The sequence below is a fragment of the Streptomyces sp. NRRL F-5650 genome (assembly GCF_000721365.1).
Classification (GTDB): Bacteria; Actinomycetota; Actinomycetes; order Streptomycetales; family Streptomycetaceae; genus Streptomyces; species Streptomyces ardesiacus.
Map to the genome: position 1 here is coordinate 36,273 of NZ_JOGV01000013.1, position 15,227 is coordinate 51,499.

14 protein-coding genes are annotated in these 15,227 nt (G+C 73.1%); 8 read left to right on the plus strand and 6 right to left on the minus strand.

Annotated features, from left to right (window positions below; genetic code table 11):
• Window positions 1–72: 72 nt before the first annotated feature.
• The 3 genes from cmk to der all read left to right on the plus strand — a co-directional run bounded on the left by cmk (window position 73) and on the right by der (window position 2,979).
• Window positions 73–768 carry a (d)CMP kinase gene (cmk, locus tag IG88_RS0114920; RefSeq protein WP_031040252.1) on the plus strand — a complete coding sequence of 232 codons (696 nt, stop codon included), beginning with the start codon at window positions 73–75 and terminating at the stop codon, window positions 766–768.
• Window positions 765–1,427 carry a lysophospholipid acyltransferase family protein gene (locus IG88_RS0114925; protein ID WP_031040254.1) on the plus strand — a complete coding sequence of 221 codons (663 nt, stop codon included), beginning with the start codon at window positions 765–767 and terminating at the stop codon, window positions 1,425–1,427. Before cmk ends, IG88_RS0114925 begins: the two co-directional genes overlap by 4 nt.
• Before the next feature lie 73 nt (window positions 1,428–1,500).
• The gene (gene der / locus IG88_RS0114930) at window positions 1,501–2,979 is read left to right on the plus strand and encodes a ribosome biogenesis GTPase Der (RefSeq protein ID WP_031040257.1); all 1,479 of its coding nucleotides are present in this window, start codon (window positions 1,501–1,503) and stop codon (window positions 2,977–2,979) included.
• A 67-nt stretch (window positions 2,980–3,046) separates the two neighbouring features.
• Here der and IG88_RS0114935 read toward each other — a convergent pair whose 3' ends face one another.
• Window positions 3,047–3,340 carry a hypothetical protein gene (locus IG88_RS0114935; protein WP_030402829.1) on the minus strand — a complete coding sequence of 98 codons (294 nt, stop codon included), beginning with the start codon at window positions 3,338–3,340 and terminating at the stop codon, window positions 3,047–3,049.
• A gap of 73 nt (window positions 3,341–3,413) precedes the next feature.
• A complete protein-coding gene (locus IG88_RS0114940; RefSeq protein ID WP_030402830.1) occupies window positions 3,414–4,211 on the minus strand; it encodes a hypothetical protein in 798 nt (265 codons plus the stop codon).
• 406 nt (window positions 4,212–4,617) lie between these two features.
• On the opposite strand from IG88_RS0114940, the gene IG88_RS0114950 reads away from it, so the two are divergent.
• A complete protein-coding gene (locus IG88_RS0114950; protein WP_031040260.1) occupies window positions 4,618–5,463 on the plus strand; it encodes a hypothetical protein in 846 nt (281 codons plus the stop codon).
• Window positions 5,464–5,800: 337 nt separating this feature from the next.
• Window positions 5,801–6,016, plus strand: coding sequence for an I78 family peptidase inhibitor (locus IG88_RS0114955; RefSeq protein WP_030402832.1), 216 nt, complete (start codon window positions 5,801–5,803; stop codon window positions 6,014–6,016).
• Window positions 6,017–6,036: 20 nt separating this feature from the next.
• Here IG88_RS0114955 and IG88_RS0114960 read toward each other — a convergent pair whose 3' ends face one another.
• Window positions 6,037–7,056 (minus strand): phosphatase PAP2 family protein, encoded by a 1,020-nt coding sequence (locus tag IG88_RS0114960; protein WP_031040262.1) that lies wholly within the window; start codon window positions 7,054–7,056, stop codon window positions 6,037–6,039.
• Between the two features lie 249 nt (window positions 7,057–7,305).
• The gene (locus tag IG88_RS0114965; RefSeq protein ID WP_031040265.1) at window positions 7,306–8,481 is read right to left on the minus strand and encodes a mannosyltransferase family protein; all 1,176 of its coding nucleotides are present in this window, start codon (window positions 8,479–8,481) and stop codon (window positions 7,306–7,308) included.
• Between the two features lie 259 nt (window positions 8,482–8,740).
• Here IG88_RS0114965 and IG88_RS0114970 point away from each other — a divergent pair, with 259 nt between their 5' ends.
• Window positions 8,741–10,339 carry an MFS transporter gene (locus IG88_RS0114970; protein WP_031040268.1) on the plus strand — a complete coding sequence of 533 codons (1,599 nt, stop codon included), beginning with the start codon at window positions 8,741–8,743 and terminating at the stop codon, window positions 10,337–10,339.
• Between the two features lie 337 nt (window positions 10,340–10,676).
• Window positions 10,677–11,870 carry an acyl-CoA dehydrogenase family protein gene (locus IG88_RS0114975; protein WP_031040271.1) on the plus strand — a complete coding sequence of 398 codons (1,194 nt, stop codon included), beginning with the start codon at window positions 10,677–10,679 and terminating at the stop codon, window positions 11,868–11,870.
• A 41-nt stretch (window positions 11,871–11,911) separates the two neighbouring features.
• Here the strand turns inward: IG88_RS0114975 and IG88_RS0114980 are convergent, their stop codons facing one another.
• Entirely contained in the window at window positions 11,912–12,349 is a 438-nt protein-coding gene (locus IG88_RS0114980) for a cell division protein SepF (RefSeq protein WP_030402837.1), read from the minus strand.
• Between the two features lie 289 nt (window positions 12,350–12,638).
• On the opposite strand from IG88_RS0114980, the gene IG88_RS0114985 reads away from it, so the two are divergent.
• On the plus strand, window positions 12,639–13,838 hold the full coding sequence (locus tag IG88_RS0114985; RefSeq protein WP_031040274.1) for a DUF5685 family protein: 1,200 nt from the start codon (window positions 12,639–12,641) through the stop codon (window positions 13,836–13,838).
• Between the two features lie 44 nt (window positions 13,839–13,882).
• Here the strand turns inward: IG88_RS0114985 and IG88_RS0114990 are convergent, their stop codons facing one another.
• Entirely contained in the window at window positions 13,883–14,830 is a 948-nt protein-coding gene (locus tag IG88_RS0114990; protein WP_031040277.1) for an ABC transporter substrate-binding protein, read from the minus strand.
• Window positions 14,831–15,227 lie beyond the last annotated feature (397 nt).

Consider the following 15,227-nt stretch of genomic DNA (forward strand, 5'->3'; position numbering starts at 1 on the left):
CGGTAACCTTGTGCGGGACGCGCTCGCGTCCCGCACACCACCCACCGCACCGCACCAGGAAGGTGTCCCCTCGTGGAAAACGGCGCCGCCCCGACCGCCCCGGCCGTGATTGTCGCCATCGACGGCCCCTCCGGCACGGGCAAGTCGAGCACGTCGAAGGCCGTGGCCGCCCAGCTCGGCCTCAGCTACCTGGACACCGGTGCCCAGTACCGGGCGATCACCTGGTGGATGGTGACCAACGGCATCGACACCGACGACCCGCACGCCGTCGCCGCCGCGGCCGGCAAGCCCGAGATCGTCTCCGGCACCGACCCGGCGGACCCGGCCATCACCGTCGACGGCGTGGACGTGGCCGGGCCGATCCGCACCCAGGAGGTCACCTCCAAGGTCAGCGCGGTCAGCGCCGTCCCCGAGGTCCGGGCCCGGATCACGGAGCTGCAGCGCTCCATCGCCGCCGCCGCGCCGCTCGGCATCGTCGTCGAGGGCCGCGACATCGGCACCACCGTGCTCCCGGACGCCGACCTCAAGATCTTCCTCACCGCCTCGGCGGAGGCCCGCGCCGCCCGCCGCAGCGGCGAGCTGAAGGGCGCCGACGTCAACGCCACCCGCGAGGCCCTGATCAAGCGGGACGCGGCCGACTCCACCCGCAAGACCTCCCCGCTGGCCAAGGCCGACGACGCGGTCGAGGTGGACACCACCGCCCTCACCCTCGCGCAGGTCGTCGAGTGCGTCGTCACCCTCGTCGAGGAGAAGCGGGCGGGGAAGTGACCGCGTCCTCCGCCGCGCCCGTCCCCTCGGAGAAGGGCGCCGAGGTCGGCCGGCGCATCGGCGTCGGCCTGATGTACGGCCTGTGGAAGCCGCGCGTGCTCGGTGCCTGGCGGGTGCCCGCCACCGGCCCCGTGATCTACGCCGTCAACCACGCGCACAACATCGACGGCCCCATGGTCATGGGCGTCGCGCCCCGGCCCACGCACTTCCTGATCAAGAAGGAGGCGTTCGTCGGACCGCTCGGACGCTTCCTCACCGGCATCGGCCAGCTCAAGGTGGACCGCCACTCCGCCGACCGCACCGCCATAGGACAGGCGCTCGGCGTGCTGGCCGACGGCGGCGTGCTGGGCATCTTCCCGGAGGGCACCCGGGGCGAGGGCGACTTCGCCTCGCTGCGTGCCGGGCTCGCCTACTTCGCGGTGCGCAGCGGTGCCCCGATCGTCCCGGTGGCGGTGCTGGGAAGCACGGACCGCCCCGGACGGTTGATAAAGGCGCTGCCCCCGCTGCGCTCCCGCGTGGACGTCGTCTTCGGCGACCCCTTCGACGCGGGCGACGGCAGCGGGCGGCGTACCCGCAAGGCGCTGGACGAGGCCACCGAACGCATCCAGAAGCAGCTCACCGCGCACCTGGAAAACGCCAGGCGCCTCACCGGGCGCTGAGTGACACTTGAGTAGTGGATCACCCGGTACCGGGTGTTCCACCGATCACCACGATGAACGAGGTACGGACTTCATGAACGACCACATCCACCCCGAGGGCTCGGGCGAGGAGCACGACCACGGGGCGCTCGGCGACGCCGAGTACGCGCAGTTCATGGAGCTGGCCGCCGAAGAGGGCTTCGACGTCGAGGAGGTCGAGGGCGCGATCGAGGAGGCCGGGCACGGCCCGCTGCCGGTCCTCGCCGTCGTCGGCCGCCCCAATGTCGGCAAGTCGACCCTCGTGAACCGCATCATCGGCCGCCGTGAGGCCGTCGTCGAGGACAAGCCCGGCGTCACCCGCGACCGCGTCACCTACGAGGCCGAGTGGGCCGGCCGCCGCTTCAAGGTCGTCGACACCGGCGGCTGGGAGCAGGACGTCCTCGGCATCGACGCCTCCGTGGCCGCGCAGGCCGAGTACGCCATCGAGGCCGCCGACGCCGTCGTCTTCGTCGTGGACGCCAAGGTCGGCGCCACCGACACCGACGAGGCCGTGGTCCGGCTGCTGCGCAAGGCCGGCAAGCCCGTCGTGCTGTGCGCCAACAAGGTCGACGGCCCGAGCGGCGAGGCGGACGCCGCCTACCTCTGGTCGCTGGGCCTGGGCGAGCCGCACCCCGTCTCCGCCCTGCACGGCCGCGGCACCGGCGACATGCTGGACCGGGTCCTGGAGGCCCTGCCCGAGGCCCCGGCGCAGACCTTCGGCGCCGCCCTCGGCGGCCCGCGCCGCATCGCCCTGATCGGCCGCCCCAACGTCGGCAAGTCCTCGCTGCTGAACAAGGTCGCCGGCGAGGAGCGCGTCGTCGTCAACGAACTGGCCGGGACCACCCGCGACCCGGTCGACGAGCTGATCGAGCTGGGCGGGGTCACCTGGAAGTTCGTCGACACGGCGGGCATCCGCAAGCGCGTCCACCTCCAGCAGGGCGCGGACTACTACGCCTCCCTGCGCACCGCCGCCGCCGTCGAGAAGGCGGAGGTGGCCGTCGTCCTCATCGACGCCTCCGAGTCGATCTCCGTCCAGGACCAGCGGATCGTCACCATGGCCGTCGAGGCGGGCCGCGCGATCGTCGTCGCCTACAACAAGTGGGACACCCTCGACGAGGAGCGCCGCTACTACCTGGAGCGGGAGATCGAGACCGAGCTGGGCCAGGTGGCGTGGGCGCCGCGGGTCAACGTCTCGGCGCAGACCGGCCGGCACATGGAGAAGCTGGTCCCCGCGATCGAGACCGCCCTGGCCGGCTGGGAGACCCGCGTCCCGACGGGCCGGCTCAACGCCTTCCTCGGCGAGCTGGTCGCCGCCCACCCGCACCCGGTGCGGGGCGGCAAGCAGCCGCGCATCCTCTTCGGCACCCAGGCGGGCACCAAGCCCCCGCGGTTCGTGCTCTTCGCCTCCGGCTTCATCGAGGCGGGCTACCGGCGCTTCATCGAGCGCCGGCTGCGCGAGGAGTTCGGCTTCGAGGGGACGCCGATCCACATCTCCGTGCGGGTGCGCGAGAAGCGCGGCGCGAAGAAGAAGTAGGGACGTACGGCATGCGAGAGGGGCGCCCCCGGCCGGGGGCGCCCCTCTCGCGTCGGTGGCCCGGCGGTCAGGTTCCGGACCGCGGGGCCGGTGGCAGCGCGGCCGGGACGTGGTGCGTGCCGCTGACGCGCTGCCACACCGACTGCTGGCCGACGCGGGCGCTCTGGGCCCCCGCGCTGTAGGCGCCGTAGCCGCTTCTGCCGCGCGGGATGCTCCGGAAGGCCGTGAAGGCCAGCTCCTCCTCGCCGCTGCGATCGCCGGGCAGCGATCGGAAGGACCGGACGTACTCGGCGTAGAGCGCGTCGTAGATCGGCGTGGCCGAGGGGCCGCCGTGGCGGTGGAAGGCGTCGTATGCGTACACGTATGTCCAAACGACCTCGCGCGGGAAGGGATGCGGCCCAGGTGACGGCCGTCCGGCAGCCGCGTGAACGGGCTCAGGTTCCGGCCAGCGGCAGGGCCGCCGCGACGAGCTGTCCGTTGGCCGCCGCCTTGTCCAGCGCGTCCCGCAGCAGGTCCTCGCGCGGCTGCCGGCCGATCGACCCGACGGGCGCGGCGAACATCAGCACCTGCTGGTGCTTGTTGGCCGCCGTGCGCCAGCCCTCGGTGACCTGGAGCGGCTGGTGCGCCTGCCACCAGGCCACCGGACGGCCGCCGTTCGTCCCGGGCTGGAGCACCGCGTGGAGCTGGCCCATCGCGAGCAGGACCGACCAGCCGTGCAGCACGGCCGGGGCGGACGCCAGCTCGGTGACCGGCATGAAGCCCTGCTCGATCAGCAGCGGCAGGAAGTCGTCGCCGGCGCCGGTGGTGCCGGGGCGGGCGATGGGAGAGGTCGGCTCCACCACGAGGGCCGGGTGCAGTTCTCCGGCGATCAGGATCAGTCCGCTGGTCACGCCGAGCACGGCCTGCTCGGGCGAGGCCTTCTGCGGGGCGGCGGGAGCGGGCTCGGAGCGGGCCTGGTCGGCACTGATGGACCGCACGGCCCCCTGGAGCTGCTCCTCGGTGACCTTGACGACCTGCGAGGGCAGGCAGCCGGCGTGGGCGAAGGCGAGCACGGCGGTCTCGTCCCCGATGAACAGGACGGTGCTGGTGCGCTCCTGCTCACAGTCGCCGGGAGTGCGGCAGGACGTGCAGTCGTAGCTGCCCGGGGCGGACTCCCCGGCCAGCAGGCGGTCGGCTTCTTCGTCGCCGATCTCGGCGCGTACGTCGTCGCTGACGTCGAGCATGCGCGGCACGGGTGGCTCCCTCGGATGCGGTGCGTGGCCGGACCGGGTGGCTCCCGGGCCGTGATCCGGGCGGGTCCCGGCTCATGCAAGGACAACGGGCGATCCGTGGCGGGAGTCACGCCCCCCGGCCGACGGAATCGAACCGTGCGACGCAGGGGGCCCTCCGGGACGACGGACGGTGCCGCGGTCCCAAGTCGGCTGCTGAGAGCGGAGGTTGAGCGGACGAAGCGGATCTCGCCGACGAGTCCGTGAGTCGACAAATCATGAAATCAGCGAATGAACAGGGTGACCGGAAAGAGCCGTTACCGGGCGGTCTCCCCGGTCGTGACCACATCGCAATCGGACACGGACAACCAGATGGCGGGGTTCCGGGTCTAACCGGACGACACGCAGCCCACGGGAGGTACCGCACCGCATGACGCCGCCGGCCCCGCCGGCCGCCCCGCTGCGCGCCGACTGCATCGGCGACTCCGCGGGCGGCCTGACCTTCGACGTCGCCGCACGCGGTAACACCGGAGCGGCCCTGCTCATCCTGCGCCGCCGCGCGGGCGACGACTGTGCCGACGCCGACGGAGAAACGGTCAGCCTCCCGCTGGCCCCGGCGGCGGAGGGCCGGCTGCGGGCCGCGCTGCCCAGCAGCGTCTCCCTGCCCGAGGGCCGATGGGACGCGTACGCCCGTCTGTCCGACGGCGAGCCGCGGCGTCTGGTGCCCGGCGTCACCGACCTGCGCTCCCTCGCCGAGCGCACCCCCAGCGGCCTGCGCGGCCACGTCGCCGTCCGCATCCCGTACGCCACCCGGCAGGGCAACCTCACCGTCCGGAGCTGGCTGCGCGCCCCGCACGCCGAGGCGGTGGACCTGAGCCCCGCACGGGGCGGCCTGACCGTGCGCGGGCGGGTCTACGGCACCCAGCTCCTGCCCGGGGCCGACGCGGAGCTGCGCGCCCGGCCCGGTGACGGCGCGGGCGGCGCCGGCGAGGGCGGTGTGCGCCGGGTGGAGGTCGCCGCCGACCGGACGGAGTTCGCCTTCACCGTGCCCTACGACGATCTGGTGCCCGGCCTCTGGGACCTGTGGCTGCGGCCCGCCGGTCCCTCCGGCCCCGCGGTGCGCCTCGCGCGGCTGCTGGACGACGTCGCCGACAAGAGCCCCGTCTTCACGTTCCCGCGCACGCGCGTACGGACGCCGCACGGCCCCGTGGAGGCCGGGCCGTACTACACCCGGGACAACGACCTGTCGCTCGCCGTCGCACCGCTGGACACCTGACCGCTTCCGTCCGATGTTCGATTCGCGTAAGCGCTGTGCCCATGCTTGTACGGGGGGGCGCGCGGAAGTCCGTTCGGACGTGTGCGGGGGCGAAATGCGGGGCGGCGCCCGGTACCCGGGGCGTGTATTCCGTGCGTCTATTCGAGAGTTCGCCGGAACATACGGGAATTCACCTCGGCCGCCTGCGCAACACGGGCAGAACCGTCCGTTCGTGTGAACGCGTTCCACCAAAACGCGCCTCATGATCCTGTGACAGAAATGTGACCGTAGGTGCACCTGTGGCCCGTGTTACCGGCTTGGGCTTCCCCGCTCCCGGGGCAGGGCATAGCGTGGCGGCATGGCACCGATTCCGACACCACCGGCCGAGCCCCAGGACAGTCCGGACACCTACGTCGGCCTCGAATCCGGCGCCGCCGAACGGCTGGCGCGGGAGCGGGGCTGGTCGACGGTGCGGTCCCTGGCCCCGGGCACGGTCATCACCATGGAGTACCGCGTGGGCCGCCTCAACTTCGAGGTGAAGGACGGCAGGGTCGCCCGGGCCTGGAAGGGCTAGCCGGGCCTCCGGGGGAGCGGTCAGCCGCCCGACAGGGGGCGTGCGGCCGGGGCCGAGCTGCGCGGGTGGCGGTCGGCGTGCGGCGGCCGGCGGCTGCCGGCCGGGGCCCCCGGTGCCCGGTCCGAGCGGGCCGTGTGCGGGCCCGGGGCCAGGTGCGCGGGGGGCCGGGCGGTGCGGGGCGCGGCGACCGGCTCGCGGACCGGTGCCTCCGGCCGGCCGGCCGCGGGCGGCCTGACGGCCACGGGCGGGCCGAGCGGTCGCCGGGCCGTCCTCCTGCGGCCGCGGCGGGCGAACCAGCGGTCGCGCAGGCCCAGGATCCACGCCTCCGCGCGGCTGATCAGCGGCTCGAACCAGGGGAGTGCCAGCAGGATCAGCAGTCCCGCGGCCCAGCCGAGGAGCACGTCGCTGAGCCAGTGCGTGCCGAGGTACACGGTGGACATGCCCACGCCGAGCGAGGTGACCGCCGACAGCGCGGACAGCCAGCGCCGGGCGCGGTGCGTCGAGGCCAGGTAGGCGAGGATGCCCCAGGTCACGACGGCGTTCGCGGTGTGACCGCTCGGAAATATATCGCCGCCGAGCCACATCTCGTTGGCGCCGATCGTGGTCGCGTAGTGGGGGCCGAGCCGGCCCATGCCGTACTTGGCGGCGCCGACCGTGATGTTCAGCAGGAGCAGCGAGACGCCGAGCGCCAGCAACGGGCGCAGGGTGTGCTGCCGCCAGGAGCGCCAGCCGAGCCAGGCCGCGACCATCACCGCGGTGGGGCCGCGCTGGCCGAGCACCACGTAGTAGTCGACGAACGCGTGGATCTGCGGCCACTGCTGGTAGGGCCGGAAGAACATGACCTGCCAGTCGAGCCGGACCAGCCACGAGGTGATCACCACGGCCCACACGATCGCGAGGTAGAACGCGAGGGTTCCGGCGAACAGCGCGAACCTGTGCCGGGACATCTCCGGCGCGTCCAGGAGCTCCGGACGTTCCGGCTCCCGGTCCAGTCTCGCGAACACCCGGTCCAGACGGGTGGGCTTCCGTTCGGTACGCACCCAATCGACGTTACAGCGAGTGAGGAGTGATCCCTGACGAATCAACGGATTTGTGATGACGATGTGATGTGGGATTCCTCTCAAGCGGTGCCTTATTTCCGGGTAATCCGCAATGCGTGCAGGTCGTGGGCTTCAATTCTTTTGATCTGCCCGGTCGGCGGTTTTATCGTGCTTATGAATTCGTTCACCGAATGCTGGTGCGGAATTGTTCCGCCGGTCATCGGGCGCTCCCCGCGGGCAGGGCGCGGGTCAGGGCGGCCCGGAGCCGTTCAGCCAGAACGCCCCGTACACCGCGGACGCCGCCGCGACGCCGCACACGACCGCCGCCGACCCGGCGGTACGCAGCCGGGCCAGGCCCTGGGCCAGGGGGAACAGCAGCGGGAAGGCGGGCAGCAGCAGCCGGGGCTTCGACCCGAAGTAACTCGACGCGCACAGGGCGAGCAGGGCGACGATCCCCGTGTACACCAGCAGCGGGAGCGGCTGGCGCCGCCTCACGCACACCACGTGGAGCCAGACCAGCAGCGCCACCGCGACGATCAGCCCGACGCCCGCCAGCGCCCCCGGCAACGACGTGAACTTCCCGGCGACGAACCGGGCGAAGGCCGCGCCCCCGTCGAAGCCGTTGCGCCAGCCCGCCTGGACGTCGAGGTAGCCGAGCGGGCCCTTGCCGGTGCGGTGGCCCACCCACAGGACGTAACCGGCGGCACCCAGGGGCGCGAGCAGCATGCCGAGCACGCGCCGCGCCCTCTCCCGGCCGTCGCGGCGGTCACCGTCCCGCGCGAACGCGACGGCCGCGGCCGCCCACACCGCCGCCGTCACCGCGAGCCCCACCGGGCGGGTCAGCCCGGCCAGCGCGGCCAGCGCCCCCGCCGTCACCCAGCGCCCGGTCAGGACCGCGTACAGCGACCAGGCGGCCAGCGCCGTGAACAGGGACTCGCTGTACGCCATCGACTGGACGATCCCGACCGGCAGCACGGCCCACAGCAGCACCGCGCACACGCCCGCACGGCGGCCGTACACGTGGTCCGCCACCGCGAAGATCCCCCAGGCCGCGGCGAGCGAGGCGAGCAGGCTCACGGCGAAACCCGCGTCCGCGTACGACAGCGGGGCAACGGCCGCGCCGAGCCGCTCCAGCCAGGGCAGCAGCGGGAAGAAGGCCAGGTTGGAGTGGACGTCCCCGTTGGGCAGCCGCACCTCGTAGCCGTACCCGAGCTCGGCGACCCTGGTGTACCAGAGGGAGTCCCAGCGGGCCGTCAGTAGCGTGTAGGCGCTCTTGTCGCGCGCGGCGCTCCACAGGGCCAGGGCGAGCAGGCCCAGGGCGCGTACGGCCGTGTAGCCGAGGAGCGCCGGGGCGGCCCGGCGCAGGGCACCGGGCGGACCCGTGGCGCCGGAGCGGCCCGCGGTGCGCGTTTCAAGATCCGTCACGGACTCGATTATCTGCCGGGCGCGGGGGCCGCCGAACCGCCGGGGCGGGTGCGACCGCGGCGGCAGTGGCGCACGCCACACGGGCGGCGTGGGATGTGTGAGGCCCGCCACGTGTGTGCTGCGCGGTCTCGCGTAACCTGACGAGTCACTCGCGTTCCGTTGCACGGCCGGAGCCCCCCGCTCCGCTCCGGCCGAGCCGCAGGGGGAGTCCCCACCCCGCTGCCCGCCGGACGCGAGGGAACATCTTGGAGGTACGTACATGTCCGGGACGACCACGGCCGCCGCCGCGCCGCGCCGTCGGGCGGCCGGGGCCGGTGCCAACCGCTGGGTGGTCCTGGTCGTCCTCTGCGTCAGCCTGCTGCTCGTCGCCCTCGACGCGACCGTGCTGCACGTGGCGGTCCCCGCCGTCACCGAGGACCTCAGGCCCGGCGCCATCGAGCTGCTCTGGATCGTCGACGTCTACCCGCTCGTCTGCGCCTCGCTGCTGATCCTCTTCGGCACGCTGGGCGACCGGGTGGGCCGCAGACGGATCCTGCTGCTCGGCTACGCCCTCTTCGGCGTCGCCTCCGCGTTCGCGGCCCTCGCGGACAACGCCCAGGTGCTGATCGCGGCCCGCGCGCTGCTCGGCGTGGGCGGCGCCATGATCATGCCGGCGACGCTGTCGATCCTGCGGCAGGTCTTCCCCGACCGGCGGGAGCGGGCGCTGGCCATCGGCATCTGGAGCGCTGTGGCCGCGGTGGGCGCGGCGGTCGGGCCCCTGCTCGGCGGCTTCCTGCTGGAGCACTTCTGGTGGGGCTCGGTCTTCCTGGTCAACATCCCGCTGATGCTGGTCAGCCTGCCGGTGGGGCGGCTGCTGCTGCCCGAGTCCAAGGGCGACGGCCGCGGGCCCTGGGACGTGGTCGGCGCGCTGATGGCGGCGGCCGGGCTGTTCGGCGTCGTCCTGGGCGTGAAGCGCCTGGGCGGCGGGGAGCCGGTGGCGAGCCTGCTCACCCTGCTCCCGCTGGTGCTGGGCGCGGCGCTGCTGACCGGCTTCGTGCGGCGGCAGCGGCGGCGCGCGTACCCGCTGGTGGACCTCGCGATGTTCCGGCGGCCGGCGTTCAGCACGTCGGTGGGGTGCATCGTGCTGGCGATGCTGGCGCTGGTGGGTCTGGAGCTGATCGCGGCGCAGTACCTGCAACTGGTGCTGGGGCTGTCCCCGCTGGAGACCGGGCTGCGGCTGCTGCCGCTGACCTTCGCGGCGATGGCGGCGGGGCTCGCGGGGGCGCGGATGCTGCGGCGGTTCGGGCCGCGGCGGATGGTGTGCGCGGGGTTCTGCCTGACGGCCTTCGCGGTGCTGCTGCTCACGGCGATGGGCCGGGCCGACAACGGCGCGCTGCTGCTCGCCGGGTTCGTCCTGCTCGGCTTCGGCCTGGAGACGACGCTGTTCGGGGCGTACGAGTCCATGCTGAGCGAGGCGCCGCAGGAGCAGTCGGGGGGTGCGGCGGCGATCGGCGAGACCTCGTACCAACTGGGCGCCGGGATCGGCATCGCCCTGCTGGGCAGCGTGATGAATGCGGCGTACGCGCCCGGACTGACGGGCGGCGTGGCGGGGGTGCCGTCGTCGGCGTCGTCGGCGGCGGGGCATTCGCTGGGGGAGGCGTACGAGGTCGCCGCGCAGCTCGGGGGGCCTGCCGGGGCCGCGCTGCGGCGGGCCGCGGGGGACGCGTTCGTGCACGGACTGCACGTGACCTTGGTGGTGAGTGCCGGGTTGCTGCTGCTGGGGGCGGTGATGGCGTTGCGGCTGCCGCGGGTGATGCAGTGCGAGGAGGTATCCGTGCCCGCGCCCCGGGAAGCGGTGGAGTCCCGCGTCTCGGCGTGACCCCACGGTCTCGTCACGGCCCTGCTGCGGAGTCGCGACATCGCGGGAGCGCGCGGTGCGCCACGACCTGCGCGACGCCCCTTGTGCGTGGCGTCGCACGGACTGCCGTGGGCCGTCCGCACCGCAAGCCGCCGAGGGTGGGGCACCCCCGGCGACGACGTGCACCTTGGCACCGAAGGCGACCGGGCCGCGCGGGGACGCGGGACGGGGGGACGCGGGGACGCGGGGACGCGGGACGCGGGGCGAGCATGGTGGACGTGCGGGGCGCCGCATCGTAACGTCGGCAGCGACAGCCGTGACTAGCGGCGCTAGTTTTAACCGTCCCGGAGGGTGTCCCATGGCCGCGTCCCCCAAGTTGCCCGCGTTCGACCCCGCCGATCCCCTCGGCATCGACGACCTGCTCGAACCGGAGGACCTGGCGGTCCGGGACACCGTGCGGGGCTGGGCCGCGGACCGCGTACTGCCGTACGTGGCGGACTGGTACGAGAGGGGCGAGCTGCCCGGGATCCGGGAACTCGCGCGCGAGCTGGGGGCCGTCGGCGCGCTCGGCATGTCCCTGGAGGGATACGGCTGCGCCGGGGCGAGTGCCGTGCAGTACGGGCTGGCCTGCCTGGAGCTGGAGGCGGCCGACTCGGGCATCCGCTCGCTGGTCTCCGTGCAGGGCTCCCTCGCCATGTACGCCATCCACCGCTTCGGCAGCGAGGAGCAGAAGCGGGAGTGGCTGCCCCGCATGGCCGCGGGCGAGGTCATCGGGTGCTTCGGGCTGACCGAGCCCGACCACGGGTCCGACCCGGCCGGGATGCGCACCCACGCCAAGCGGGACGCCGGCGGCGACTGGGTGCTCAACGGGCGCAAGATGTGGATCACCAACGGATCGGTGGCGGGTGTCGCCGTCGTCTGGGCGCGGACGGAGGGGGGCGTCCGCGGGTTCGTCGTGCCGGCCGGCAGCCCCGGGTTCTCCGCCCCCGAGATCAAGCACAAGTGGTCCCTGCGGGCCAGCGTCACCAGCGAACTCGTCCTCGACGACGTACGGCTGCCCGCCGACGCCGTGCTGCCGGAGGTCACGGGGCTGCGCGGGCCGCTGAGCTGTCTGTCGCACGCCCGTTACGGAATCGTCTGGGGTTCGATGGGCGCGGCCCGCAGTTCCTTCGAGGCGGCCCTGGAGTACGCGAAGTCGCGGGAGCAGTTCGGGCGGGCCATCGGCGGCTTCCAGCTCACCCAGGCCAAACTCGCCGACATGGCGGTGGAACTGCACAAGGGGATCCTGCTCGCCCATCACCTCGGGCGGCGCATGGACGCCGGCCGCCTGCGTCCCGAGCAGGTCAGCTTCGGCAAGCTCAACAACGTGCGCGAGGCCATCGAGATCTGCCGTACGGCCCGCACGATCCTCGGGGCCAACGGGATCTCCCTCGAATACCCCGTGATGCGGCACGCGACGAACCTGGAATCGGTGCTCACCTACGAGGGCACCGTCGAGATGCACCAGTTGGTGCTGGGCAAGGCGCTCACCGGACTCGACGCCTTCCGGTGAGAGGCCGGGGGTGGGGGGGGGCCGTGGTGCGCGGCCCCGCCTCAGCTCTGGTTGAAGAAACCGTCGGAACGGTGCGCGGCGGGCTCGCCGCTGATGACCTGCGTGTCGGCCGGGCTCAGCAGGAACACCCGGGTGGACACCCGCTCGATCGAACCGCGCAGGCCGAAGATGAGCCCGGCCGCGAAGTCGACGACGCGCTTGGCGTCGGTGCCCTCCATGGCCGTCAGGTTCACGATGACCGGGACCCCGTCCCGGAACAGCTCACCGATGGCCCGCGCGTCCCGGAAACTGTCCGGGGTGACCGTCGCGATGCGGCGGCCCCTCTCCTCGGCCACGTCCGAGGCCACCTTCACCCGCGGGTCCGTGACCCAGGCGTCGCCGGTCTCGTTGCCCTCGGAGTAGTCGTCGTCGTAGTAGCGCTCGTCATCGTTGTCGTCGACGAGGCCGAGCCACGCACTCGCCTTGCGTACCGATCCCATGGACGCCTCCTCTCACAGCGGTCTTTCGTGCTTCCGCATCCCTATGGTCATCCATGATGCGGACGTCGCGCCAAGTGGATAGACGCCGCGCGGGGGGTTTGTGACGGTACTGGTGCACAGCCGATCCGTCGAGAGTCCTTGTGTCCCAAGGGTCGTTTCCCAAACGGGTGCTGACCGTGAGTGAAATATGATTCTTCACGGCACACGGGTGAGGACGGGCGCGTACGGGTGAAGGCGGTGGTCGGTACGATGCCGCAGCTCAGCGTCGTACCAACCACGGGGGAGCGTCGTGTTCGGAATCGTCAGGCCGTGCAGGCACCGGCTCGGAGAGAGCCTCGCGAGCCAGTGGATGGCTCATTTGTGCGGGTTGTGCCTCGCGCTGCGCAAGGACCACGGACAGTTCGCACGGATCGTGACGAACTATGACGGACTGCTCATATCGGTTTTGACGGAGGCTCAGGCCGCGCCGGGCGGCTCCGGCGCCGGACGTCGCACCGCGGGCCCCTGCCCGCTGCGCGGGATGCGGACCGCGTCCGTCGCGCACGGCGAGGGCGCCCGGCTCGCCGCGGCCGTCTCCCTGGTGCTGGCCTCGGCCAAGGTGCGCGACCACGTCGCCGACGGGGACGGACTGCTGGCCCGACGGCCGGTGGCGCTCGCCGCCCGCCGGATCGCCGGCGGCTGGGACGCGGCGGGCGCACGCGGTGGCAGCGCCGTCGGATTCGACACCGCCGTCCTGGTGGACGCCGTGGACCGGCAGGGCGGCATCGAGGCGCTCGCGGGGCCCGGCACGCCGCTGCTCACGGTCACCGAGCCGACCGAGACCGCGACCGCCGCCGCGTTCGCGCACACCGCGTACCTCGCCGGGCGGCCGGCCAACGCCGCTCCGCTCGCCGAGGCCGGGCGGCTCTTCGGCCGGCTCGCCCACCTCCTGGACGCCGTGGAGGACCGGGAGGCCGACGCCGCCTGCGGCGCCTGGAACCCGCTCACCGCCACCGGCACACCGCTCACCGAGGCCCGGCGGCTGGCCGACGACGCCGTGCGCGGGGTGCGGCTGGCCCTGCGGGAGGCCGAGTTCACCGACGGGCGGCTCGTGCACCGGCTGCTCGTGCACGAGCTGGGCGCCTCCGTGGACCGCGCGTTCGGCACCCTCTCGTGCGCCCACGGGAGCCATCCGTACGCCCCTCCCGGCAGCACCCCGGGCGCGCCCGGCGGCCCCGGCGGGCCGACGCCCCCCGAGCCGCCGCGGCGCGACCGGCGCGGGCTGCTCGCGGGCTGCGCGGTGTGGCTCGGGCTCGCCTGCACCTGCCAGATGTGCTGCGGCACGTTCGAGGACCCCTGGAGCAGGCAGCGCAGGGACGGGCTCTGCTCCCAGTGCGACTGCGGCAACTGCGGTGACTGCTGCGAGTGCTGTGACTGCTGCAACAACTGCTGCGGCGGCGACGGGTGCGACTGCGGCTGCGACGGCTGCGACTGCGGCTGCAGTTGCTGAGGCGCCGTCGGCCCGGCCCCGTCGGTTCGGCCCCTGCCGGCCCGTCAGTCCTTCAGCTCCGGCGGTGAGATCTCCGACTTCGCTATCGCCGACTCCGTCGTGCCCCACTTCTTCAGGATGCGGGCGTACGTCCCGTCGGCGATCAGCCCGTTCACCGCGGCCCGCAGGGCGGGCGCCAGCGCGGAGCCCTTCTTGAGGGCGAAGCCGACGTCCAGGCGGTGGAACTCGTTCAGGAACTTCAGGCCCTGCTGGTGGGCGACCGCGTAGCGCAGGCCGTTGATGGTCGACATCACGACGTCGCTGCGCCCCTGCTGGAGCGAGGACCACAGCGCACCGGGCTCGCTGTACGTCTGCACCGTGTACGCCTCGTCGCCCGCGTCCGTGCACAGGTGACGGCTCTCCTCCAGCGTGGCCTCGAAGGTGGTGCCGGCGCCGGTCGCCACCTTCAGGCCGCACAGTCGCCGGAGGTCGGTCACCTCGGACAGGTCGCTGTCCTCCCGGGCGGCGAAGCCCTGGCCGTCGTTGATGTAGGTGACGAAGTCGATGGTCCTGCGCCGCTCCTCGGTCACCCCGAAGTTGCTGGCACCGACGTCGTACTTGCCGCTGTCCAGGGCCGGCAGGATCGCCTCGAAGGATGCCTGCTCGGTTTTGAGGGTGAGGCCCAGCGCCTTGGCGACGGCGTGTGCGAAGTCGACGTCCTGGCCGGTCAGCGTCTTGCCGTCGGACAGATAGGTGGTGCCCGGCGGGGTGCCGCCGACGCTGACGGCGAGGGTGAGTTCCCCGGTGCCCGGCGGCAGCAGGCGCACGGCGTCCGCGTTGCGCCGGACGCCGGAGACGACGTCCGTGGTGGGGACCGCGCCGGAACCCGCCGCCGCACCCGCGACGTCCGTGGCGGGGTCACCGGATCCGCACGCGGTGAGCAGCAGGGCGGCGCAGGCCACCAGGGCGGAGGGGAGCAGCAGGCGTTTTCGGGCGCGCGAGGGCGTACGCATCGTCAGTGGTCTCCTGAGAGCGAAGGCGTGGGACGGCGGCGCGAGGGGAGGGGTGCGTGCGCGTGTGAAGGCGGGCCGGCGGCGGGCGGACCCGAGAAAACCCCGACGGGATCAGGCGATCAGGCGATCACGCGACCGGGGCAGGCAGGGCGTCGGCTCAACAGGAACAGGACCACACTCGACCGAAGTCGATGTGGGAGCGCGTGACCAGCCACTGCTGCGGATGCATGGGCCAAGTGGAACAGGCATCGGGTTCCGCGTCAACGCGTTGAGATGTGCGGCTCACAGTGTGGACAGCCTTGACAGCGGACGGAAACACCCCCGTACTCTCGGCGCACGGCCATGCTGAGGGGCTCGGCCGTGTGAAGGCACCACCCACCGTGTCCGACTGACTCGA

Excerpts from the sequence above, each read along its gene's own strand:
- der (WP_031040257.1), top strand. The coding sequence starts at position 1,501 with ATGAACGACCACATCCACCCCGAGGGCTCGGGCGAGGAGCACGACCAC.
- IG88_RS0114950 (WP_031040260.1), top strand. The coding sequence starts at position 4,618 with ATGACGCCGCCGGCCCCGCCGGCCGCCCCGCTGCGCGCCGACTGCATC.
- IG88_RS0114955 (WP_030402832.1), top strand. The coding sequence starts at position 5,801 with ATGGCACCGATTCCGACACCACCGGCCGAGCCCCAGGACAGTCCGGAC.
- IG88_RS0114970 (WP_031040268.1), top strand. The coding sequence starts at position 8,741 with ATGTCCGGGACGACCACGGCCGCCGCCGCGCCGCGCCGTCGGGCGGCC.
- IG88_RS0114975 (WP_031040271.1), top strand. The coding sequence starts at position 10,677 with ATGGCCGCGTCCCCCAAGTTGCCCGCGTTCGACCCCGCCGATCCCCTC.
- IG88_RS0114980 (WP_030402837.1), bottom strand. The coding sequence starts at position 12,349 with ATGGGATCGGTACGCAAGGCGAGTGCGTGGCTCGGCCTCGTCGACGAC.
- IG88_RS0114990 (WP_031040277.1), bottom strand. The coding sequence starts at position 14,830 with ATGCGTACGCCCTCGCGCGCCCGAAAACGCCTGCTGCTCCCCTCCGCC.